16 protein-coding genes and 2 pseudogenes are annotated in these 23,959 nt (G+C 56.3%); 4 read left to right on the top strand and 14 right to left on the bottom strand.

All coding sequences use genetic code 11. The annotated features are described in order from the left end of the window. The 5 genes and pseudogenes from J4D99_RS20195 to J4D99_RS20170 all read right to left on the bottom strand — a co-directional run. On the bottom strand, positions 1-746 hold a 746-nt coding region (locus J4D99_RS20195), incomplete at its 3' end, for an ABC transporter transmembrane domain-containing protein (RefSeq protein ID WP_208133556.1). A 512-nt stretch (positions 747-1,258) separates the two neighbouring features. After that, positions 1,259-2,041 (bottom strand): annotated as a pseudogene (locus J4D99_RS21930) (IS5 family transposase); the annotation flags it as partial. Positions 2,042-2,393: 352 nt separating this feature from the next. Then, positions 2,394-3,503 carry a DegT/DnrJ/EryC1/StrS family aminotransferase gene (locus J4D99_RS20180; protein ID WP_208133554.1) on the bottom strand — a complete coding sequence of 370 codons (1,110 nt, stop codon included), beginning with the start codon at positions 3,501-3,503 and terminating at the stop codon, positions 2,394-2,396. Between the two features lie 418 nt (positions 3,504-3,921). Then, complete coding sequence (locus tag J4D99_RS20175) at positions 3,922-4,869, bottom strand: UDP-glucuronic acid decarboxylase family protein (protein ID WP_208133553.1); 948 nt, start codon at positions 4,867-4,869, stop codon at positions 3,922-3,924. A gap of 86 nt (positions 4,870-4,955) precedes the next feature. Continuing rightward, entirely contained in the window at positions 4,956-6,296 is a 1,341-nt protein-coding gene (locus tag J4D99_RS20170) for a UDP-glucose dehydrogenase family protein (protein WP_208133552.1), read from the bottom strand. A gap of 943 nt (positions 6,297-7,239) precedes the next feature. Between J4D99_RS20170 and J4D99_RS20165 the strand changes: the two are divergent. After that, positions 7,240-8,348: pseudogene (locus J4D99_RS20165) on the top strand (IS3 family transposase). 47 nt (positions 8,349-8,395) lie between these two features. Here J4D99_RS20165 and asnB read toward each other — a convergent pair. Further along, positions 8,396-10,297, bottom strand: a complete 1,902-nt coding sequence (gene asnB, locus J4D99_RS20160) for an asparagine synthase (glutamine-hydrolyzing) (RefSeq protein WP_208133551.1) — start codon at positions 10,295-10,297, stop codon at positions 8,396-8,398. A 172-nt stretch (positions 10,298-10,469) separates the two neighbouring features. Here asnB and J4D99_RS20155 point away from each other — a divergent pair, with 172 nt between their 5' ends. Continuing rightward, entirely contained in the window at positions 10,470-10,958 is a 489-nt protein-coding gene (locus tag J4D99_RS20155; protein ID WP_208133550.1) for an acyl-CoA-binding protein, read from the top strand. Positions 10,959-10,964: 6 nt separating this feature from the next. On the opposite strand, the gene J4D99_RS20150 is transcribed toward J4D99_RS20155, so the two are convergent. The 8 genes from J4D99_RS20150 to radC all read right to left on the bottom strand — a co-directional run bounded on the left by J4D99_RS20150 (position 10,965) and on the right by radC (position 21,708). After that, entirely contained in the window at positions 10,965-11,825 is an 861-nt protein-coding gene (locus tag J4D99_RS20150) for an N-acetylmuramoyl-L-alanine amidase (RefSeq protein WP_208133549.1), read from the bottom strand. Between the two features lie 99 nt (positions 11,826-11,924). Beyond that, entirely contained in the window at positions 11,925-13,625 is a 1,701-nt protein-coding gene (gene rny, locus J4D99_RS20145) for a ribonuclease Y (protein ID WP_208133548.1), read from the bottom strand. 136 nt (positions 13,626-13,761) lie between these two features. Then, positions 13,762-14,055 carry a cell division protein ZapA gene (locus tag J4D99_RS20140; RefSeq protein ID WP_151087641.1) on the bottom strand — a complete coding sequence of 98 codons (294 nt, stop codon included), beginning with the start codon at positions 14,053-14,055 and terminating at the stop codon, positions 13,762-13,764. Positions 14,056-14,092: 37 nt separating this feature from the next. Beyond that, positions 14,093-14,392 carry a hypothetical protein gene (locus J4D99_RS20135; protein ID WP_208133547.1) on the bottom strand — a complete coding sequence of 100 codons (300 nt, stop codon included), beginning with the start codon at positions 14,390-14,392 and terminating at the stop codon, positions 14,093-14,095. Between the two features lie 113 nt (positions 14,393-14,505). Beyond that, on the bottom strand, positions 14,506-17,532 hold the full coding sequence (locus J4D99_RS20130; protein WP_208133546.1) for a M16 family metallopeptidase: 3,027 nt from the start codon (positions 17,530-17,532) through the stop codon (positions 14,506-14,508). A 122-nt stretch (positions 17,533-17,654) separates the two neighbouring features. Next, positions 17,655-20,108 (bottom strand): phenylalanine--tRNA ligase subunit beta, encoded by a 2,454-nt coding sequence (gene pheT / locus J4D99_RS20125; RefSeq protein WP_208133545.1) that lies wholly within the window; start codon positions 20,106-20,108, stop codon positions 17,655-17,657. A 121-nt stretch (positions 20,109-20,229) separates the two neighbouring features. After that, complete coding sequence (locus tag J4D99_RS20120; protein WP_208133544.1) at positions 20,230-20,862, bottom strand: DUF1684 domain-containing protein; 633 nt, start codon at positions 20,860-20,862, stop codon at positions 20,230-20,232. Positions 20,863-20,952: 90 nt separating this feature from the next. Beyond that, on the bottom strand, positions 20,953-21,708 hold the full coding sequence (gene radC, locus J4D99_RS20115; RefSeq protein WP_208133543.1) for a RadC family protein: 756 nt from the start codon (positions 21,706-21,708) through the stop codon (positions 20,953-20,955). A 114-nt stretch (positions 21,709-21,822) separates the two neighbouring features. On the opposite strand from radC, the gene J4D99_RS20110 reads away from it, so the two are divergent. Continuing rightward, positions 21,823-23,067: a metallophosphoesterase gene (locus tag J4D99_RS20110; protein WP_208133542.1), complete on the top strand. Its 1,245-nt coding sequence runs from the start codon at positions 21,823-21,825 to the stop codon at positions 23,065-23,067. Positions 23,068-23,174: 107 nt separating this feature from the next. Beyond that, on the top strand, positions 23,175-23,873 hold the full coding sequence (locus J4D99_RS20105) for a hypothetical protein (protein WP_208133541.1): 699 nt from the start codon (positions 23,175-23,177) through the stop codon (positions 23,871-23,873). Positions 23,874-23,959 lie beyond the last annotated feature (86 nt).

The raw sequence follows: 23,959 nt of genomic DNA, 5'->3' as shown, positions 1-23,959 counted from the left end.
ATCAATCGCTGCTCAAAACTCTTTTGCTTATTAGCCAACTTCAATTCCGTAAAGCCATTAAATAAATCGCCAACAATAGCAAATGAAATGGGTCTTAATTCGTTGATTCGATTACCAATCTTTTGAGAGCGTGAACGCAACAACCTATATGTAAGCATACCAGCAGGTAATAACACTACTGTCAAAATAAGAACCAACAAAGGCTTATAGATTAAAATACCAATAGTGATAACAAAAACAATAATCATTTCTGAAAAAAATGCGAGCAGCGCTCGCAGAATTCCGCTTACGTAGGCAGTAGGGACGCCTAATGTGCTATTGATTAAACCTGATGAGCCAAAATCATTAAAATACCAAAATGGCAAATTTAAGTATTTACCAAGCTGCGTTTTTACAATGCTTATTCCTACTTCTGCAGTAAAGCGTGCTTGTATATAGTTCACCCAAACTGAGAACAGACTTTTTAACAGAAAAAATACAAATATTACTGCTATAAGAAAAAGCAAAAAATGAGATTCTTCCTGAAATCCAATAGCATGGTATACCGGCCCAAAATATTTACTTTTCTGCACGCCTCCTGGTTCAGCGGCAACTAGCATCACTGGAACCAACGAAGCTAATCCAACTACTTCCATAAATGAGGAAATAATTGTCAATACAAATAGCCAGATAGTTTTTCTTTTTTGAGCATTAGTTAGATAGAAACGAATGCTATCCAAAGAATAATTAATAATACCAGATGCCATAGTGATTCTATTCGGAGAGAGGCGGATTAATTGTAAAAGAGTTTTTTTGCCCTATATTAAAGCTGCCTTTTCAATCAGTCTAAGCAACAAAGATAGGGCTCGAAATTTTAGTTGTGTGCTTTCACGGCACCAATCTGTTATCACCACAAATAGTTAATATGTTAAATATTATATTAATGCATCGAGCGTTTATGGTATCGCCAGCAACATCACCCTTTCCACCGCAACAGCTTTCTTAAAACAGTTTCATGATGCAATGAGTGCAGGCCGTTACGCTTCCATTACGGTTGACCACTTCCGATGGATTTGTTTTCCAAGTGGTTTGAGGTTCCCAGTCACGACTAACAGGCTTTTGCGCGCAAGCGCCTGCCGCACTTTGTGGACGACCAGATTCTAAGACCGCTTACTGATGGTAATACTGCTCCTAGCATTGCCTACGCCCCTACGCCAGCCACCGCATTGCCCAGCATAACCCCAGACCGGCGTACTAAACTAAAGTGTGTGGACAGTCAACGCATCCAGTCAAGGGCCGCAAGCAGATGCGCAGTAGCTAAAAAAGAGACGGCCGTTTTCTCGTAGTGGGTAGCGAAGCCCCGAGCTTCTTTGAGGCGGCCAAAAAATCGCTCGATTTTGTTGCGGTCCGCGTAGAGGTTGCGGTCGTAGGGGCGCTGGTGCAAGCGGCTGGCTTTGGGTGGAATGACAGGTAGCGCACCCTGGTCGGCGAGGGCGGTCAACACCTTATTTGTGTCATAGGCTTTGTCGCATACGACCGCGCCCGGTGAGCGAGTCAGGGCGGCCAACAGACGGGGCAACTGCGGGCTATCAGCCCGCTCAGCTGGGGTCAGGGCTAAGTGGAGACAGTTGCCCAGCGCGTCAACTACGGCGTGGACTTTGGTGCCGAAGCCGCCGCGACTGCGGCCGAGTGCTTCGGCTGCGGCCGTGCTTTTTTTTGGCCGGCCGCCGCTTTGTGGGCTTTGACCGTGGTTGAATCCACAAGCACCCATTCGTAATCAGGCTCTTGCACCGCTAAAAAAAGTGTTTCCCAGACCCCAGCCAAGGCCCAGCGCCGAAAGCGTCGGGCAATCGTGTTCCAATTACCAAACCGAGCGGGTAGGTCGCGCCAGGGAATGCCAGTACGGGTGCGGTAGAAAACAGCGGTCACGAACAGGCGATTATCGCGCCCCGTGCCGCCACTCGTGCCTGGTTGGCCCAACGTATGGGGCTCAATGAGTTGCCAATCTTGGTCGCTTAATTCGTGACGGCGCATTCCCAAAAGTATGCCTGCCACTGTCCACAGACTTTAGCAAATCAGCAGGCCTAACAACTTGTCACTGACTTGCAAGCCTTTAAGATTAAAGGTTTTCACCGGCCTTGTGTTCTATTATGGCTTCAAACAGTTTACTAGGTAACCATCTGTAGAGCCACTAGCCTACCTTCTCGCTACAGGCCCTAACGTTTGTAAGCTGCTGACAGGTGCTAATGAGAGGCTAAACGAATTATGCATAATTGAAGACTATGTACCCGTTCGAAATCCATTTTGGTGTTGGTAGAAGCTGGCTTTCTTTCGGGTGTTCTGCTATCATATTTGACCAATGAGCTACGCTAAGACTGCCGTAAGTATGCGCGCATTGCAATCTCTCAACCAGTTTACTGGTGATGATAAAAGTCTTTTATCACTGTCGCCACGTTTTCTATCATCGCCTCCGTCATACCTGGCCACAGCGGCAGGCTTAGGCAGGTAGTCGCCAATTCTTCCGCAATAGGGAAGGCTCCGGCAGGTAAGCCTAATCCCGCATAGGCTGGCTGTAAGTGCGGAGGCACTGGATAATGAACCAGACTTTCGATGCCAGCTGCTGCCAAATGTTGCTGAAGGGCATCGCGCCAAGGAGTATGCACCACATAGAGGTGCCAAACTGGCGTGGCGCCAGCAACTACGAATGGTAATCGTAAACCTGGTATATCGGCTAAATATGCAGTGTACCTATCGGCCAGCTCCCGGCGCTGCCGCGTCCACTCAGGTAGGTGATGCAGCTTCACACGCAGCACGGCTGCCTGCAGTTCATCTAGCCGCGAGTTGTAGCCAATGGTTTCACTAACGTACCGTCGCTCTGTGCCGTAGTTACGCAACTGCCGTACTGTATGGGCCAGTACTGCATCGTTGGTAGTTATAGCGCCACCGTCACCGAGCGCGCCTAAGTTCTTACTTGGGTAAAAACTTGTAGCATTCACTTGCCCAAAGCTACCTGTAGGCTGTCCATGCCAACTGGCGCCTTGCGCCTGTGCATTATCTTCCATTACCCACAGACTATGGCGAGCAGCTAGGGCCAGAATAGCTGACATATCGCACGGTTGTCCGTAGAGATGTACTGGGATAATACCTCGCGTTCGTGATGTAATGGCGGCGGCTAGCTGGGCAGCGTCGAGGTTGCTAGTTCGCCAGTCCGGCTCTACCGGTACTGGCACGCCTCCTGCCAGCGATACGGCTAGCCACGTGGCAATGTAGGTGTTGCTGGGCACGAGGACTTCGTCGCCGGGTTGCAGGCCCAACGCCCTCAACGACAGATGCAGTGCGTCGAGTCCGTTTCCTACGCCAACCGTGTACGCAACTCCACTCACCTGGCTATATTCTCGTTCAAAAGCTGCTACTTGCTCCCCTAGTACAAAACTTTGCCTGTCGTATACGTTAGCCAAGGCCCCTAGCACCTCATCCTTAATTGCCTCGTGCTGACCTGCTAGCGATAAAAACGGAATACGCATGAGAATAGGTGAATAAGAGTAGCCTTCTAGCTACGAGGCTACTCTTATTCACCTGCTATGATTAGAAAACTTAATGTACTATTATTTTCCTTATATACAAAGCATATTTTCAACTTGGCCCCTCTTACTTGCCTTTACCCAAAAAGGTGTCTTCGGATTTGAAAGTGAGTTTAAAAGCAACTCATCAAACCAGCTAAACAATTACCATATTACAAATAAGATGGTACAAAACGATGGCCTAGGTATTCATCAGCGCTAGTAGCTGGCGTACTGCCTTGCTTGGCCGCATCTGCCAGTGACGTAGTTTCAGCTGTACGTTCTGCTAGTATTGCAGCTTTCATCCAAATTGAAAAACAGCTTGCCACCAAAATATTTCGGTGGCAAGCTGTTTCACTAAATTGCAGAAACTGAAATAAAGCTACCGTACGTGCTCTTTAAAATACGCTAGTGTCCGACGAAGACCTTCTGCTCTGTCTATCTTGGGTTCCCACCCCAGAATTTCCTTTGCTTTTGTGATATCTGGCCTACGCTTCATTGGGTCGTTTTCGGGTAGAGCCTGGTAGGTGGGCTTGAATTCTACACCCGTCAACTTCGCGATTTCTTCGCCAAACTCCTTGATAGTGATTTCGGCCGGGTTCCCAATGTTTACGGGCAGATGGTAGTCGCTGAGCAACAACCGGTAAATGCCATCCACTAGGTCATCAACGTAACAGAATGAACGCGTTTGCGAGCCATCGCCGAATACAGTTAGGTTTTCGCCGCGCAGGGCTTGCGACAGGAAGGCCGGCAGCACGCGGCCATCGTCGAGGCGCATACGGGGGCCATAGGTATTGAAAATACGGATAATTCGCGTTTCCAGACCGTGATGGTTATGATAAGCCATTGTAATCGCCTCCTGAAAGCGCTTGGCCTCGTCGTAGCACCCGCGTGGCCCTACAGGGTTTACATTTCCCCAATATTCCTCCACTTGCGGATGCACTTCTGGGTCACCATACACTTCTGAAGTACTAGCAATCAGCATTCTGGCACCCTTTACCCGAGCTAGGCCCAGAAGATTGTGGGTACCTAGCGAGCCTACCTTCAAAGTTTGAATAGGAATTTTAAGGTAGTCAATAGGCGAAGCAGGAGAGGCAAAATGCAGAATATAGTCCAGCTTGCCCGGCACAAAAACAAACTTGCTGACATCGTGGTGGTGAAACTCGAATTCCTCGTGCTTAAAGAGGTGCTCAATGTTCGCGAGATTACCCGTCACTAGATTATCCATCGCAATGACATGGTAACCTTCAGCCAAGAACCGGTCGCAGAGGTGAGAACCTAAGAACCCAGCGCCGCCAGTAATAAGAATGCGCTTTTTTACTTCAGTCATGAGTAGGAGTTTAAGTCATTGATACACTTAAGCGTAAGCTACCCTAAACCGGTAGCCTATTCAGAATCAAATAAAAAGCTTCTTTGCTAGGCTACCGGCTCTTCATGGTCAGTACGAATCCCGATGCAGTAATAAGCAAACCCTATTTGCTTCATTTCAGCAGGGTCGTAAATATTGCGCCCGTCAAAGATGACTTTCTGCTTGAGTAGATGCCCCATCACTTTGAAAGAAGGTGAGCGAAACTCCGGCCACTCCGTTACCACCAGTAGTGCATCGGCATCGACTAGAGCTTCAAACTGGTCTTTTGCATACGTAATAGTCTTACCTAACGTATGCTTGGCTTCGGCAATAGCTACAGGGTCGTAGGCCGTTATGCTAGCCCCTTCAGCCAATAGCTTTTCGATGATAATCAAAGAGGGGGCCTCGCGCATATCATCCGTGTTAGGCTTGAATGACAACCCCCAAACAGCGAACTTTTTACCCTTCAAGTCGTTGCCAAAGTGCTTTTTCGCTTTGTTAAATAGCACTTCCTTCTGTGTCTCATTTACGTTCTCAACAGCTTTCAGCACCTTCATCTGGTAGCCGTTTTCGTGGGCAGTTTTTATCAGCGCTTTCACATCTTTCGGAAAGCAGGACCCACCATAGCCAATACCCGGATAGATAAACTTGGTACCAATGCGGGTATCGGAACCGATACCGCGCCGTACCATATTCACATCGGCTCCTATAATTTCACATAAGTTGGCAATATCATTCATAAATGATATCTTAGTAGCAAGCATTGCATTTGCTGCATATTTTGTCATCTCAGCAGAAGGAATATCCATGAAGATGATTGGGTGGCCGTTGAGCAAAAATGGCTTGTATAGCCGACGCATTACTTCTTCAACGCGCTCAGAACCTACCCCTACTACAATGCGGTCGGGCCTGAGAAAGTCATCAATGGCTGCGCCTTCTTTCAGAAACTCAGGATTGGAAGCTACATCAAACTCTATATTGGCCTTGCGTTTTGCAAGAGCTCCTTCAAGTTCAACCCGCACTTTAGCAGCTGTACCCACCGGCACGGTACTTTTGGTTACGACTACGCAGTAGCTGTCAATGTTTTCGCCAATGCCGCGCGCTACAGCTAAAACGTACTTCAAGTCGGCTGAGCCATCTTGGCCAGGAGGCGTACCTACAGCAATGAATACTACATCAGTGCCTTTAACCGCTTCACCCAAATTGGTTGAAAAATGTAGCCGCTCTGCCTTCACATTGCGATTAACCATTTCTTCCAGACCCGGCTCGTAAATTGGCAGAATGCCATTACGCAGATTTTCAATTTTATTCTCATCAATATCAACGCAGGTTACATCGATGCCGACTTCAGCAAAACAGGTACCGGTCACTAGTCCTACGTAGCCAGTTCCTACTACTGCAATTTTCATATTATAAGGAAGATACATTATTTAATCCTAGGATTTCAATCTAAGCCAGAAGTCATCTTAACTTTTAATTGCCATTGTAGGCTTGTCCGTTAGACAAATCAGTAACAATAAAGGTCAGGCGGCTTTACGCACTTCGAGTGGGTCAAAAATAAGGACTGTGCGGGGCGCAGGCGGTTTTAGTCATACTGCCAAAAGAGGAAATGCTCGCGCATCTGCCGCAAGATAGCGAAGGGCAGCCGTCGAGCACTTCGCGGGGGAAGGAGCCATTGAAGCGTTCCATGTAGGCGTTAGGAGTCGAGTTTGTAGGCCATGGCGCTCAACCAATGTTTGCAGCAGGCCCACGATGTAGGGCGGGCAAGGAAGAGTACGTCGCAAGACCAAGTACCGCGTAACTCTGTCCCTATTCTACACTCGGGCGATATTGTTCGTTGGCCAATGCCTCACTTAGGAAATCTATCGACCAGCACTGGCTCGAAGCTTCGGGCACGGCCAGCGGCTGCCCAACCGGCTCGGACATGCATCGTCTTTTTCATAGCCGATACAGCTAAGGCCATTGGCCTGATGGAGGCGTAGTAGGGTTTTATGGTTGAGTTTGCGCAACCGGCAGTGTTTCCCAAAGCTCCAGTTGGGGTAGCGGGCCACCAGCGCCACAAGTCCGAACGAATCCGCAACGTGTCGACGACTAGCGACCGGTGCCGCGTAGCAGAGCCGACTTAGCCTCCGGATTGTCGCCTACTCGGCCGAGCCAACTACATTTTTCGCAGCATCTTCACTTAGCTTTCCAGATTTACTACTAATAAAGTGCAGGCTTACTAATGCTGTGCTGGTGGCCTATCTGAGCCACGGCGTAACATGGGTCCTTGACCTCCTCCCAGAAAACTAGGCCGGTGTAAAGTAGAGAAAATCGGGCATTTGTCGTACCTTAAAAACCCCAGACAATGCCATGAAGAAAACCAAGTTTACCGAAGCTCAAATCGTGTTTGCGCTGCGCCAGGCCGACACGGGCATCACCGTCGCCGAGGTATGGCGGAAGATGGGCGTCAGCGAGGCCACGTACTATAACTGGAAGAAAAAGTACGGCGCCTTGGGCGTGCCCGAGCTGCGGCGGCTTAGGAAGTTGGAAGAAGAAAACCAGCACCTTAAACAGCTAGTGGCCGACCTGAGCCTCAATAAGCAAATGCTGCAGGATGTACTCAAAAAAAGTTTTGAGGCCCGTGCAGCGTCGTCACGCGGCCCAACACTTAATCGACGCTTACCGCATCTCGGCGCGCCGTGCCTGCCGAGTCATTGGCTTGCAGCGCGCCAGCTTTGCTTATAAAGCAGGTGGGCGTGATGATACCGTTTTGCGCCAACGCTTGCGCGAATTGGCGCAAGTGCGCGTGCGCTACGGTAGTCAGCGCCTTTATGTCCTGCTACGCCGGGAAGGCTGGCCCGACAATCACAAGCGCGTACATCGGCTTTATTGCCTGGAAGGCTTAAACTTACGCAGTAAGCGCCCGCGGCGTAACCGCGCCGCTGCCCATCGGTTAGAACGTCTGCCGTTGGGTCGGCTACACCAGAACTGGAGCATGGATTTTGTGGCCGATAATCTCTTCGATGGCCGCAAAATCCGCGCCTTAACGATAGTCGATAAGTTGTAGTCGCCAGTGCCTGGCTATTCACGTGGGCCAGTCGCTCAAAGGCGAAGACGTGGTGGCCGTCATGCAACGCTTGCACCAGCAGCTAGGCCTTGTACCCAAGCGCATCCAGGTCGATAATGGCAGTGAGTTTATCAGCAAGGCACTCGACCGCTGGGCCTATGACCAGCACGTCACGCTGGACTTTTCGCGGCCCGGCAAACCGACAGATAATCCATACATTGAATCGTTTAATGGCAGCTTCCGGGACGAGTGCCTGAACGTGCACTGGTTTCTATCGTTGACTGATGCACAGGAGAAAATCGAGCACTGGCGCCAGGAGTACAATGGCTTCCGACCGCACAGCTCATTACAGAATTTAACGCCCGATGAGGTAGTGGCGACTGCCACTACGGTCGAGCTTCAGAACGCCTGATGCTCCACTTGCAACCGGCTCAGTAATTGGGAGGAGGTCAGAGGAGGTCACATGTAGTGTTTCCACCAGTATTGAAATACCAGCAGGGCCCAGATACGAGCATGTGCATCACCAGGGTTGTTCGAGAAAAGCTGCTTCTTGAGCTTTTGTACGGAACTTACCTCGAAAATGCCTTGGCCTGCCACAAAGTCGTCGGCTAGCAGGTCTTGTTCGATAAGCGGGCGCAGCTCGCCGCGCATCCACTTGAGCAAGGGCACTTCGAAGCCGTGCTTGGGGCGGTCGTAGAGTTCGGGCGGCAACATGGGCCGGAAGGCATCCTGCACGATTTTCTTTTTCATCGTGCCATCGACCTTGCTGCTGACGGGCAGTGAGAAGGCGAAGTTCACCACCTTATAGTCGAGGAAGGGCGTCCTGACCTCCAGCGAGTTGGCCATGCTCATGAGGTCTACCTTCGTAAGCATATCGTAGGGTAGCACTAGTTGCGTGTCGGTCAACAATACCTCATTGAGGTCGCCGTCGGCGTGAATATTTTCGAGAATATCCTTACGGCGCTTGGCAGCCAGCTTTTTATCTACTTTGCGGCGGCTGGCGGGACTCAGCAGGTCGCTAGCCTCCTTCTCCGAAGCAAAGCTGGCCCAATCCCAGTACCGGTCTTTGGGGCCGCTGAGCATACCGCGCGAGAAGCGCTGAAACTGCCGGATTTTGTTGCCGAAATAGGAGTTGCGCGACTTGGGCAGGATGTCCCAGAGCAGGTTGAGGCCCGTTACGGCTTCGGCCTTGAAGCCGCCCTGCCGCACCCGGAAATCGCCCATGTGCTTGTTGTAGCCACCAAAAATCTCGTCGGCGCCATCGCCGCTCAGCGCCACCGTTACGTGCTGGCGCGTGCGCTGGCTTAGGATGTGCACCGCTAGGGCCGACGAGTCGGCAAAAGGCTCGTCGAAGTAGTCGAGCATCTGAAAGATGTGCTCGTACAAATCGTTGTTGCTCAGCGAAAACACCGTATGGTTGGTGTTGTGCATCTTCGCTACCAAGTTGGCATACTTGGTTTCGTCGAAGAAAGGCTCGTCGCGGAAACCGATACTGAACGTGTTGAGGTGCGGCGTGTGCCGGGCCGCCAGGGCCGTTACCACGCTCGAGTCGATGCCACCGCTCAGGAAGGAACCTAGCGGTACATCGGCCACGAGGCGGCGCTCCACGGCCTCATCCATAAGCTGCACCAGCTTCTTTTGCTGCTCGTCGTAGGTGAGCTTGTTTTTAGCGACCTTTTTGGGGTCGTAGGGCACTTTATACCAACGCTTACGCACTACTTTATTACCTTGAATGAAAAGGTAATGGCCAGGCAATATTTTCTTAATGCCCTTGAAGATAGTAGCAGGGCCAGGAATGTAATTGAGCTGCAAGTATTGGCTCAGGGCTACATAGTCGAGCTTACGTGGCACGCCGAGGGCTAGCAACGATTTCAACTCGGAGCCGAATAGCAGCCGGTCCTCATCGCGGTACACATGTAGTGGCTTCACGCCATAGCGGTCGCGGGCAATGAGCAGCGAGTTTTCTTCCTTGTCGTAAATCGCGAAGCCAAAGAAGCCATTGAGCTTCTTGATAAAGCCCCGGCCTTCGCTGATATACAGGTTCAAAATAACTTCCGTATCAGTTTGCGAATGAAACTGATAGCCTTTTTTGACTAGTTTCTCACGTAGCTCGCGAAAGTTAAAAATTTCGCCGTTGAAGACAATCGTATAGCGGCCCGAGGCATCGGTCATGGGCTGGTTTCCATCGGCCGAGAGGTCGAGGATGGCCAGCCGGCGAAAGCCCAGGCCGCACTGGTCGTAGATGAAATGCCCTTGCGAATCGGGGCCCCGGCGCACGATGGCGTCGGTAGCAGCCTGCAAGCGGGTCAGGGCCAAGCGGCCGGAGTCGGAGAAGGCGTAAGCGCCGGTTATTCCACACATAGCTAGGCAGCAAAGATAGGGCCTAGGGCAGCCTTGCGACTACGCTCGGGGTTAGTTGGGGGTCGGCACACTGTTAATAGGTGCAACCCCGGCCGGAATCTGTTAGTACACCTTAGCGGATGCCACTGGGCTCCGCAGTTATTTTTCGTTATTTCTCCCCTCCCCTATTCCGATGAGCTTACAACAGGATTTTGACGCTGCCGCACAGAAAGTTAATAATTTGCCCGCCGATACTGCCCCGCAACACATGACTGAGCTATATGGCCTGTATAAGCAGGCTACCGAAGGCGACGTCAATATGAAAAGTGGCGAAGTAGCAGTTGGGGAAGCTGACCAGGCCAGCGGCCCGGCCGGCTTATCGCAGGCCCAATGGGAATCGTGGGACAAATACAAAGGCACGCCCGAAGACGAAGCCAAACGCCGGTACGTAGCCAAGGTAGCCGAACTAACCGGCGGCAACTCCGGCGCGAGCGAAGTACCGACCGAGGCCCTCACTAACGCCCCGATGGCGCCAGATGCGCCGCTACCCGTGGCTAGCGAAAACGACACTACCTCTGTGCAGCCCGGATTTGGCCCTGGTAAGAGCATGGGTGGCCTACGCGGCGACATTACAGCGGGAGCGCCATACGGTGGCGAAGACAAGCTAAAAGGCGCTCAGTAGCTTAGCCTATAGGGCCTTACGATAAATATTGTACAGTATGCGGCGGTCCTGCTCCGAGAGCGCCGGGCCGGTATCCACTGGCGCGAAGTGGCGCTTAAATGCCCTGATGGCAGCTTCAAGGTCCTGCGTGTCGTAGCCGATGATGCGCAGGGCCTCGCGTGGCGTGAGGCCGGGCAACGGCTGCCCGCACGAGTCGGCGGCAAAGGGCGCAGCGGTAGTATCCGTCAGCACGGCGGCATCGTACCAGAGGCCGTAGCCACGCGCCGCCAAGCGTGGCCATGGGAAGAGGGCGCTAGGGTCGCTTTTGCGCACCGGGGCAATGTCCCCGTGCCCGATAAAATTGGCGGCCGGAATATTATAGGTGTGCTTCAGGCTGGCTAGCACTTTCAGCAGGCTAGTCAGCTGTGCTTCCTGAAACGGCTCGGTGCCATCGTTATCCAACTCGATACCGATGGAAACTGAGTTGATATCGGTGATGCCACCCCAGCGTGCCACGCCGCCGTGCCAGGCCCGCAGGTAGTCATTGAGCATGTGAAATACCTGCCCATCGCGCCCGATGACGTAGTGCGCGCTCACTTGCGTTTTGACGAGTGTAAATGTCTTGAGCGTCTGCTCAGTACTAGTTTGCGCCGTGTGATGAATGATGACGTAGTTAGGCTTGCGCAGATTGAAATTTACCGTACCGACCCAGTAGGGCGTAGTCGGCAGGCTATCGGTGGGCGGCTGTGCCGGCTGCGTGCGAAGCTGATGGGCTAGCGCCTTCGTCTGCTGGCGGTACGACTTGTTGGTAGCGGCGTAGGGGTTGCGCACGCACGCGCTAAGAGCTAGGCTACCGATGAGCCCTAGCCGGCAGATACTGCAAGTCATAGCCGAAGAGAAAAAGTTATTGCTCATGACCAAGAGGCAAACATAAAGCCCGGGTAGCAGCAGCTACCCGGGCTTTATGTTTCACTACTAATTAACAATTTACTTGGCGTAGGCCACCGAGCGCATTTCGCGGATAACAGTCACCTTAATCTGACCGGGGTACTGCATTTCTTTCTCAATTTTTTGCGAAATTTCGAAGCTTAGCTCGCCAGCGCGGTCGTCGCTCACATTCTCGGCGTCTACAATCACACGCAGCTCGCGGCCCGCCTGAATGGCGTAGGTCTGATTCACGCCTTTAAAGGAGCTAGCCGTTTCTTCCAGCTGCTTTAGGCGTTTGATGTAGCTTTCCATCATTTCGCGGCGGGCGCCGGGGCGCGAGCCCGAAATAGCGTCGCAAGCCTGCACAATGGGCGAAATGAGGGCCGTCATCTCAATTTCGTCGTGGTGAGCACCGATAGCGTTCACCACGTCGGGGTGCTCCTTGTACTTCTTGGCCATCTCCATGCCCAGGATGGCGTGCGGCAGCTCGGGCTCCTCGGTAGTCACCTTGCCAATGTCGTGGAGCAGGCCAGCCCGGCGGGCGTGCTTCACATTGAGGCCTAGCTCGGCGGCCATTGTGGCGCAGAGGTTGGCTACTTCGCGGCTGTGCTGCAGCAGGTTTTGGCCGTAGCTGGAGCGGAAGCGCATGCGGCCTACCATCCGAATCAGCTCGGGATGCAGGCCATGAATGCCGAGGTCGATAACGGTACGCTCGCCGATTTCGATGATTTCTTCTTCGATTTTCTTGGTTGTCTTGGCCACAATTTCCTCCACCCGAGCGGGGTGAATACGGCCGTCTTTTACCAGCAGGTGCAGCGAGAGGCGGGCAATTTCGCGGCGCACCGGGTCAAAGCCCGAGATGATAATGGCTTCGGGCGTGTCATCCACGATGACTTCGACGCCCGTAGCGGCTTCGAGCGCGCGGATGTTGCGGCCTTCGCGGCCAATAATCTTACCCTTCACATCGTCGCTTTCGATGTTGAATACCGAGACACAGTTCTCGATGGCGTGCTCCGAGGCAGTGCGCTGAATAGTTTCGAGCACTACCTTCTTGGCATCCTTGGTGGCTGTGAGCTTGGCTTGCGCCACCGTATCCTTAATGTAGGAGCTGGCTTGCAGCTGCGCCTCGTTCTTCAGGCTTTCCACAAGCTGCTCGCGGGCTTCGGCGGCGGTGAGGCCGGCTACTTTTTCGAGCTGGCTCTGCACTTGGGCTAGCTGCTCGTCAGCTTCCTGACGCCGAGCCTGAAGCTCGGCCACGGCGGCTTCGTGGCGCTGCTGGCGCTTTTCTTCCTGCTGCTCGGCGCGGGTGCGCAGGTGCTCAGCGTCGGCTTGCAGCTTTTCGCGAGTGGTTTCGAGCTCTTTTTCCTTGTGCTGCAGCGCTTCGAGCTGCTTCTGGGTAGTATCGGTGAGGTGCTTGATGCTCTGCTCCTGGGCTAGCACGCCCTGGCGGCGCTCGGTCAACTCCTGCTCAAGAGCAGCTTTCAGGCGCTGGGTTTCGGCTTCAAACTCGCGCCGCTGGCGCTTCTGCTCCTGCTCATACTCGTTCTTGAGGTTACGAAACTTGTCTTTCGACTGCTGGATGCGCTCGTCGCGGGTGCGGGTGGCCTGGGTTTCGGCTTCTTCGAGAATTTGCTGGGCTTTGGCCCTCGCCTCGCCTTCGTGGTCTTGCCGGGCTTTGCCGGCCGACTGCCGGCCGACCAGCACGCCCACCACAAGGGCGACGACGGCGGCAACCGCGCAGTATAAAATTATAAGAGACATGGAGTTATGGAAGTGAAGTGAGTCAGCACCATAGCTACACGAAAAACCCGGAACCGAAGCGCACTGAGAAGGCCGCTCGCCTTCGGTGCGCCCGGCCGGGCCAACGAAACGTTTACGGGTGCTACCCGGCGGCCCGCTAGGCCGCCAGCACCACGCCAGTCAGCAGCTCATCGAGGCGCGCTAGGCGCTCGGTAAGGGCTGCATCGGTTCCATCCTTTTCTTTGCTGACTTTCAGTGAGTCAGCCATTGTGGCGAGGGCTACCATCGCCAGCAGGTCTTGTTTGTCCTGAATACCATACTGTTCTCGAAACTCGCGTAGCTTTTCGCTGAGCTGCCGGCCCGCCAGGCGGAGGCGCTCTTCGTCGGCCACGGCTACCCGCATGGGGTAATCGCGCTCGGCAATGCGAATTTTGATGGCTAAGTCGTTCATTTAGAGAGCAGGTAAGAGATTCGCATGAGAAGGGGCATTATTCCCTCAAATAGGCAAGGCACTTATCTAGTTCGCGGATGTATTCGTTGAGGCGTTGTTTCAGCTCGTTGGCCTGGGTGGGTTCCCCGCCGGCTATAGTCTGGACAAGTTTAACAATGTTTTCCTGGTTTTGGTACTCACGGAGCTGTTTTTCTCGCTCGCGCTCGTCGGCCCGCAGGTGCGCTATCGTAGTGTGGGCATCGGCTAATTCCTCGCGCAGTTGCTGATAGGCAGCCACTAAGGTGGTTACCTGCCGCTCTAGGCGGTCGAGCTGTGCAAGTTGTTGAGACGAGGCCACAATAAAAGATGATTTAGCCCGCGAAGGTAGCGCCCGAACGGACGTTGCCCCAACCAGCTATAAAAAAGCCCGCCAGCGCGGCGGGCTTTTCACTTAACATTCAGCGCTTATGGTTATTCGCCGCGCTTTTTCTTGGTTTTTACTTTCGTGCCATCAGGCGTTTCGGTCTTCGTCTTGCCATCGGGCATGGCCGACGTAGCAGGGCTAGCCGCCGCGGCCGGGCTAGCGGGGGCGGCTGAGGCCACTACGGGCTGGCCGTTCACGTCCAGTTCCTGCACGTCGTAGCCCAATTGCGACAGGCCCGGGAAAGCCTTGGCACGGTCGCCTACCACTACGATGTACATCTTGTCGGCGGGCAGGTATTTCTGGGCCGATGCCTGTATGTCTTCCTTTTTCAGCGCCTTCAAAATGTCAGCCTGCTGGGTTACATAAGTAGGCTGCAAGTTGTACTCAACGAGGCGCGAGAGGAAGCCGGCTTTCTGCTGGCCAGTTTCGTAGCGCAGTGCATCGCTCTGGCCTACTGAGCTTTGCAGGAAGGCTAGCTCTTCGTCAGAAACCCCGTTGCGGTAGTTCGTGATTTCGCTCATAAACTCCTTTACCGAGGCGGCCGTGGCATCGGCGCGCACGCCTGCTTGGGCCGTGTAGGGGCCGGCGTAACGGCTAGCCCGGTAGCCCGAGTTGGCGCCGTAGGTATAGCCTTTGTTCTCGCGCAGGTTCAGGTTGATGCGCGAGTTGAAGGCGCCGCCGAGCAAGTAGTTCGATAGATAGGCGCGGTAATAGTCGCCAGTGGCGTCGTAGGCTAGCGGCGTGAGGTAGCCCACCCGAATCTCCGATTGGGCCGCGCCGGGCTTGTCGATAAAGTAAATCTTGGTTTTGTCGGGCTGGGCGGGCGTGCTGGCCACGGGCAGCGTCACGGGCTTGGCCGCCCAGTTTTTAAGGAAGGCTAGGCCTGGTTCTACGGCCGCCTGGCCCTGGTCGCTCACCACGGTGAGGAAGCTCACGCTGGGCGAGTAGTACTGCTGGTAGAACTGCTTCACGTCGTCGAGCGTGATGCTGGTCACGCTGGGCGTGGTGCCGCTCACCGGCACGCCCATAATGTCATTCTGGCCATAAAGCAGGCGCGAATAGGCATTGTTAGCGATGGTAACGGGCTGGGTCACCTGGTTGGCAATGCCCTGCAGCGTTTGCTTTTTCACGCGGTCGAAGTCAGCGGCATCGAAGCGCGGGTGCAGCAGGCGCTGGTCGAGCAGGGCTAGCGTAGCGGGCAGGTTTTTGGTCAGGCTCTGCACATACACGGTCGTGTTGTCGTCGCCGGCAAATACCTGCACGGTGCTGCCCAGGCGGTCGAGCGCAGCCGAAAACTGCTCGCCGGTGTATTTCTCCGAGCCCTCGTTCAGCATCTGGGCCGTGAGCGACGCTATCCCTGCCTTGCCGGGGTTGGCCTGCTCGAGGCGGTGCCCACCCTCAATGGTGAGCAGCATGGTGGTAGTGGGCAGCTCCGTATTCTTCGTGCCGATGAGCTTGAGGCCGTTGCCAAACTTATCCTGCCAGATGGCTGGCACTTTTACTACCGGGTTGGGGCCCGACTTGGGCTGCTTGGAGCGGTCGAAGGTATCGGTGGCCTTCACGTATTTCAGACCCTCGTAGCCGTAATTGGGCGCCACGTACCCAGCCTGCGAAACCGTGTAATTATCTTTTGCCGCTACCTCATCGGCTTTGCCTTTGGGCACCACGCTCAGGATAACAGCGTGCTTGCCCTGTATGTACTTGGCAAACACGCGCTGCACGTCGGCCTTAGTCAGCGCCCGCAGGTCTTTCAGGTCTTTGGGCAGGCGGTTGGGGTTGTTGAAGAACGTCTGGTTGGCGGCGAGCTGGCTCACCTTGCCGCTCACACTGCTCAGGCTATTGATGAGCTGCGCCTCGGTGCTAGCCTTATAGCGAGCCACCTGCTCGTCGCTGATGCCCGTTTTAGCCACTTCAGCAAGCGTTTTGCGCATGATGGCCTCCGTGCTGTCGAGGCGCGTAGTGGGCACGTCCAGCGCAATCATGGCAAACTCGCCGGCTAGCTCCGAGTTGCGCTGGTAGGCCTGGGCCTGCACCGCTTTCTGGGATTTTACGAGGTTTTTGTAGAGCAAGGACGTTTTACCGCTGCCGATGATGTCGGCTAGGGCATCGAGTGCAATCTCGTCGGGGTGGCCGTTGGGCACCGTCGGAAACACCATCTGCAGCATCGGGAAGCGCACGTTGTCTTCGTAGCTCACGTAGCGGTCAGCCGTGAGCACAGGCTCGGGCAGCTTTTGCACCGGCACGGCCGGCCCACGCTTGATGGGGCCGAAATACTTCTCGGCGTATTTCAGTACCTGGGCGGCCGTCACGTCGCCGCCCACGGTCAGGGTCGCGTTGTTGGGGCCGTACCAGCGCAGGAAGAAGTTCTTGAGGTCGTCAACGTTCGAGCGGTCAAGGTCTTGCAGGTAGCCAATAGTGAGCCACGAATACGGGTGGCCGTAGGGGTACAGCGTCTTCGACACGTACTCGCTGGCTAGCCCATAGGGGCGGTTGTCGTAGTTCTGGCCGCGCTCGTTTTTCACGGTCGAGCGCTGAATCTCAAATTTCTTCTGGCTTACAGCATCCAGCAAAAAGCCCATACGGTCGGCTTCGAGCCACATGGCCGTTTCGAGCTGGTTGCTCGGCACGGTTTCGTAGTAATTGGTGCGGTCCTGGTTGGTGCTGCCATTGAGCGTACCACCAGCGGCCGTCACCAGCTTAAAGTGCTGCTGGTCGCCGACGTGGTCGGAGCCCTGAAACATCATGTGCTCGAAGAAGTGCGCGAAGCCCGACTTGCCAATCTGCTCGCGGGCCGAGCCTACGTGGTACGTCACATCGACGTGCACCAGCGGGTCGGAGTGGTCTTCGGCCACGATGACGGTCAGGCCGTTAGGCAGCACGTACTTCTCGTAAGGAATAACCAGCTCGCCGGGCTTGGCGGTTACTTTTTCCACCAGGCGGGCGCCGCCAGCGGTGGCCTTGGGAGTGGTTTTTACCGTGGCAAGTTTCGTGGTGGCGGGCTTTTTCTGGGCAGCCGCGGGGGCAGCCACCACCGCCAGGCTTAGCAGCAAGGGGTAGGCAAAAGTTGATTTCATAACAGAAATAAAAGTGAGAAGGCCAGTCGAATTAATAAGGCATTACCTTATCAGTTCAACTGGCCTGCAATGTTACTCGCTATCGGGCACCCGGCATTACACCGAACTCCTGTTTTCTATACTTATTTCCGTATTAGCGCGCCCGCCTGCTTCTCAAACTGCTGAATGAGGCGCTGCATTACCTGGTCGATGGCCTGGTCGGTGAGCGTCTGGCTAGGGTCTTGCAGCGTGAAGCTGACCGAGTACGACTTCTTACCGGCTTCGAGGCGGTCGCCCTCGTACACATCAAACACGTTGAGGCCCTGCAGCAGCTTCTTCTCGGTTTTCTGGGCAATAGCGCGCAGCTGCTCGAAGGTCACGTTTTTATCGACTACCAGCGATAAGTCGCGGCGCACTTCCGGGAACCGGGGCAGTTCGCGGGCCACGAGGCTGGCCTTATATTTCTTGAGTAGCCAGTCCCAGTCCAGCTCGGCGTACCACACGGGCTGACTTACGTCGAGGCGCTTGAGCACCTGCGGCGACACGGCGCCCACATTGCCTACCGGTTGGTTTTGCACCAGCAGCGCTAGCCCCCCGGCCAGGTACGGATGCTGGGTAGGCTGCGGCGCGGGCTGGGCGTGGCCCAGCGCCGCCAGCACCTGCTGCACCGCCCCAGCCGCATCGTGGAAGGTAGCTTTCTGGCTAGGGTGCTGCCAGGTTTCGGCGGTGGCGGCACCGGTGAGCCAAAGGCCGAGCACGGTTTTCTCCTGGTATTTGCCGCTGGCGGTGCGCTGGTAGGTGCGGCCAAACTCGTAGAGCTTGAGGTCGCGCTGGCGGCGGTTGAGGTTGTGGCGCACCACTTCGAGGCCCGAGTGCAGCAGCGCGGGGCGCATCACGTTCAGGTCCTGGCTGTTGTAGTTGAGCACCCGTACCAGCGACTCGACCGGCGCATCGGCTTTCTCGAAGTACTGCGAGTTGGTAAGTGAGTTGGTAATGATTTCCGAAAAGCCCTGGCCGCTGAGCAGGCTAGCCACCTTCTGGCGGATTACCTCGGGGTCAGGATTGGGGAAGGGCGACAGGAACGAAGCAGCATTATGCGGCCGCAGGGCCACATTATTGAAGCCGTAGATGCGCAGAATCTCCTCAATCACATCGGCCTCGCGGGTCACGTCAACCTTGTAGGGCGGCACGGCTAAGAGCCAAGTGGTTTCTGGTTTTTGGTTTTCAGTTTCTGGTTTTTGGTTTTTGGTTTCCTCCTCGATGGTGATACCCAGCCCTTCCAAGATTTCACGGATGCGCTCCTCCCCTACTTCCTGGCCGATGAGCCGCGCCACGCGGTCGAGGCGCAGGCGCACTTGGTTGTTGGGGATGGCGTGCGGAAACTCGTCTACCACCGGCGCGGCAATGCGGGCGCCAGCCACCTCTTGCAGCAGCAGCGCCGCCCGGCGCAGGGCCAGTGGCACCATGTAGGGGTCGGTGCCGCGCTCGTAGCGGAACGAAGCATCGGTTTTGAGGCCGTGCGACTGGCTGGTGCGGCGCACCACGGCCGGCGCGAAGTAGGCGCTTTCGAGGAAAACACGCGTGGTGACGTCGCTCACGCCCGAGGTTTTGCCCCCGAACACGCCCGCTAGGGCCATCGGCGTGCCCTGGGCGTTGGCAATCACGAGGTCGTCGGCCAGCAGGGTGCGCTCTACGCCGTCGAGAGTCACGAATTTTTCGCCCGCTTCGGCGCGCTTCACCCGGATGCCGGCGCCCGCAATCTGGTCGGCATCGAAGGCGTGTAGGGGTTGCCCCAGCTCGTGCAGCACGAAGTTGGTGACGTCTACCACGTTGTTTATGGGCGAGAGCCCGATGCTGCGCAGTCGGCGCTGCAGCCACTCGGGCGACGGGCCAACCTGCACGTTATCAAGTAGCAGTCCGGCGTAGCGCGGGCACGCCTGGTCGTCCTCAATGGTCACCTTAATGTTCTCACCGCTGGCGGGCGGCGCGAAGGCGCTCACGTCGGGCAGGTGCGCGGGCTGGCCTAGCAGGGCGCGCAGCTCGCGGGCCACGCCATAGTGCGAGGCGGCATCGGCGCGGTTGGGCGTGAGGCCGATTTCGATAATCGTGTCGGAGCCCAAGCCAAAATACTCGGCGGCGGGCGTGCCATCGGGCAGGTCGGTGTCGAGCACCATGATGCCGGCGTGCGAGGAACCCAGGCCGATTTCATCCTCGGCGCAAATCATGCCCTCGGAGGCGGCACCGCGGATTTTCGACTTCTTGATTTTAAATGGCTCGCCCTGGCTAGGGTACAGCGTGGCCCCCTCCAGGGCCACTACCACGCGCTGGCCGGCAGCCACGTTGGGGGCGCCGCACACAATCTGGCGCGGGGTTTCGTCGCCCACGGCCACGGTGGTGAGGCTCAGCTTATCGGCGTCGGGGTGGCGCTCGCAGGTGAGCACGGTGCCCAGCACCACGCCGCGCAGGCCGCCCGGAATGCTCTCCAAGTCTTCCAGGCTTTCTACTTCGAGGCCGGAGCCGGTGAGTAAGGCAGCCACCTGGTCGGCGGGTAGTGTGGTGGGGAAGAGCGTTTTGAGCCAGTCGAAAGAAATAGTCATGCAAAAAAGCGGCGGCGCTGGATGGGCCAGCCGCTGGCTGCAAAGTTACCGGCTGTTTACAAGTAGTTAGGTTATTTGGGCCGCACTGCTCTACATTTCCCCGCTAGCCCCTGCTACCGGCTTATTGCGGGGCAAGCTGCTCGCCGGCCAGCACGGGCACCGTAAGGCGATTATCGGTGGGCGGGCGGGGACAGCTATACGCGTGGTTGTAGGCGCAAAATGGGCTGTAGGCTGCGTTGAAATCGAGTACGATTTCAGTGGCCTCAGCGGCGGGCACCGGCAGGTCGAGGTAACGGCCACCGCCGTAGGTCTGCTCGCCATTAGTGGGGTCGGTGAAAGGCACAAACAACTCCTTGGTTTCGCCCTGCTTTTGCAGCAGCGTCAGTTTTTGGGGCCGGCCGCCCAACTCAAACTCGGCAGTGCCCCAGCGCACGTAGGCATCGGCCGAGCCGCCGGTGAGGGCTAGCGGCAACGAGGCCAGGTCCGCGGCCCGCGTGAGGCGCGCCGCCACGCGGTAGGCCGCATCGGGCTTGAAGTAGCGCAGCCCGCCGAAGGCCGCCCGCTGCGCCACCGGAATGGGCGAAGTGGCCGCCGTGCGAAAAGCGTTATCCTTTTGCTGCCGGGCCTGGCGCACCTGGGCGGCGTAGGCGGCAGCGGTTTCGGGGCTAGCGGCGGGGGCTTGGGTATCGGAGAAACTGTAGGCCAGCAGGCCCACGATGGCCAGTAGCCCAACGGCCAGCAGAATTTTACGCATAGGAATAGCGTGGACTTTGTAGCTCGTGTTTCCGGACTGCTAAACAACTATCGTGTGAAACGCGAACTGCAAAGTTCGCACTACGGACTGCTACAGTAGGCCTTCGTCGGCAAAGCTGAAGTAACCGTTGTCGGTATAAATAAGGTGGTCGAGAATGGGCAGGTCGAGGAAATTGCCAGCCTCTTTGAGCTTCTTGGTCAGGCTGATGTCGGCGCCGCTGGGCTGGCGGTTGCCGCTCGGGTGGTTGTGCACCAGGATAAGGCTGCTGGCTAGGTTTTCGAGCGCCTGCTTGAAAATAAGCTTGGGGTCGGCGACGGTGCCAGCCACGCCGCCGCTGCTAATTTTTTCCTGGCGCATCACCACGTTGGCGCGATTGAGCAGAATGACCCAAAATTCCTCGTGCGGCAGGTCTTGCAGCGCCGGCCGCACCAGCTGATAAATGTCGCGTGAGCTCGTGATGGTGACGCGCCGGCCGGTGCCGGCTTCTTTGCGGCGGCGCCCCAGCTCCAGCGCAGCCACCACCGTGATGGCCTTGGCGGGCCCCACGCCAGGGTGCCGGCACAGCTGCTTGATGCTAAGCCGGGCCAGCTCATTCAAATCATTGTCAACGGCTTGCAGCATAAGCATGCCTACATCAACGGCCGTGAGCTTGGTAGTGCCCGAGCCGAGCAAGATGGCAATGAGCTCGGCATCGGAGAGGGCGGCGCGGCCCTTCTGCACCATTTTTTCGCGGGGGCGGTCTTCCTCCGCCCAGCTTTTGATGCCAAAGCTGGCGGGGGCGGCGTAGGGCGCGGCGGCCGGCAAGTCATCGTCAAAATCGTCGGCAGGAAGCGAATCAGAAAGCATACGTAGGCTGTAGTATAGCCACGCAAGATAAAGTAAAACAGAGGCTAGCCCGTTAGCCATCCTGGCCAGCGGCGGGCCAACTTTGATGCCCGGCCGGCCGTTTGGCTTTTCACTATGCGCAATCCTGTTATTCTCTGGAGTCTTTTAGTGGCCATACTGGTGGCCGAAGTGTATGGCTATGTGGCCGTGCGCACTGCTTTCGCCCCCACCACGCCCGATGGCCGGCGCGGCTTTACCCTTGGCTACTGGCTGCTCACGCTGGGTATTTGGGCGGTGGGCATCTGGGCCATCATGACGCGCCACAAGGGCGAAAGTGAGCTTAAAAGTTACTTATTCGTGCTGCCGCTAGCCCTGCTGGCAGCCAAGATGGTGGTCATTCTGCCGCTGCTGCTGGAAGACGTGGTGCGCCTGGGGCGGTGGGCGGCGCGGGGCTTCAGCAGCCCGGCGCCGGCGGCCAGCGGCGAGGCCCTCACGCGCAGCCAGTTTATCAGCCGGCTGGCGCTGGGGCTGGGCCTGGTACCGCTGCTAGCCATGCTCTGGGGCATGGTGCGCGGCAAAACTGACTACACCGTGCGCCGCGTGGTGCTGCGCTACCCCAACCTGCCGGCCTCGTTCGAGGGCTTCAAGATCCTGCAAATCTCCGACCTGCACACGGGTTCCTTCAACGGCAACCCCGAGCCGATGGAGCGGGCCGTGGCCCTGATAAATGCCCAGAAAGCTGACCTCGTCGTGATGACTGGTGACTTGGTGAACAACATCGCCACTGAGGTCGAGCCGCACATTGCGGCCCTGGCAGGCATCACGTCGGAACTGCCGATTTTCTCTATCCTCGGCAACCACGACTATGGCGACTACGTGCAGTGGCCCAGCTTAGACGCTAAGCGCGAAAACCTGCAACGACTAGCCCGCAACCACGCTAAAATTGGCTGGAAGCTGCTGCTCGATGAGAGCCACACCATCCGGCGCGGCCAGGATGAGCTGGCCGTGCTAGGGGTGCAAAACTGGAGCGCGCACCCGCAGTTTCCGAAACACGGCAAGCTGGCCCAGGCCCACGCGGCCAGCGGCAACGCGCCGTTTAAGCTTCTGCTCTCGCACGACCCCTCGCACTGGGAGGCGCAGGTGCTCGACTACAAAGACATTGACCTGACGCTCAGCGGCCACACCCACGGCATGCAGTTTGGCATCAACCTGCCTTTTTTCAAGTGGAGCCCGGTGCAGTATTCGTACCCGCAGTGGGCGGGGCTGTATGAGCAGGGCCGCCAGAAGCTGTATGTGAACGTAGGTCTGGGCTACCTGGGCGTGCCCATGCGGGCGGGCTTCCTGCCCGAGATAACGGTGCTGGAGCTGCGCCGGGCCTAGCCTGCTGCCGGGCTGAGGGCCAGGGGGCTAGCAGCAACCCGTCGTTGGGCTGTTGCGTTAAAGCGCGGAACCAAAACGCCCGCTCTTTTTACCTATCCCCTCTCCTTATGAAAAATGCCTTGTTGCTGCTGGCCAGCGCCGCAGCCTTCTCGCTAGGTTCGTGCTCTTCGAACTCTACTTCGACCACCACGACCACCGGCACACCGTCGGACTCGACGGCCACCTCGACCACGACAACCAGCACGGCCTCGACCGGCCCGATGACTGATGACGCCTACCACGCCCGTGGCAACCGCATGGCCGACCGCTTTGCCACGAAAATGAAAATCAGTGATGCCGCCACGCGCGAAAAGCTGCGGCAGGCTTACTACGACCGCTCGAAGCGCTACGACGCGCTGATGGCCAAGTACAAGGCCGATACCACCGGCTTTGGTGCCGCCCGCCGCCAGTACTATGCCGATACCGACCGCGAGTTCCAGACTATTCTGGTCGTACCGGCTCAGTACCAAGCCTATCAGTCGTCGCGCTCGGACTACGACGAGGCCAACAACCTTGACACTACCGACCAAACGGCCGCTTCGTCGAGCTCCACCATGCCCTCGGATAGCAGCAACTCGTCGTCAGCGATGAGCAGCACGACCACCGAAACCACGACCACCACCAGCACTACCGACGACAACTCGATGAGCGGTGGGGCTAGCGTAGCCAAAGGCAAATCGAAAATGACCGATGGCTCAAAAGTGAAAGTGAAAGACAACGGCAAGGTAAAAGTGAAAGACGCCGACGGCAACAAAGCCAAAATGTAAGCCTCCGGGCGGCGAAAGCAGCCTATTAATCTGCAAAAAACCCGCGTCTGCAACGGCGCGGGTTTTTTTTGGTTCTTTTAGTGGCA

The sequence above is a fragment of the Hymenobacter sp. BT559 genome, from assembly GCF_017571525.1.
In the GTDB taxonomy this organism is placed as follows: domain Bacteria; phylum Bacteroidota; class Bacteroidia; order Cytophagales; family Hymenobacteraceae; genus Hymenobacter; species Hymenobacter ginsengisoli.
This window is presented reverse-complemented; position numbering and strand designations above follow the sequence as displayed.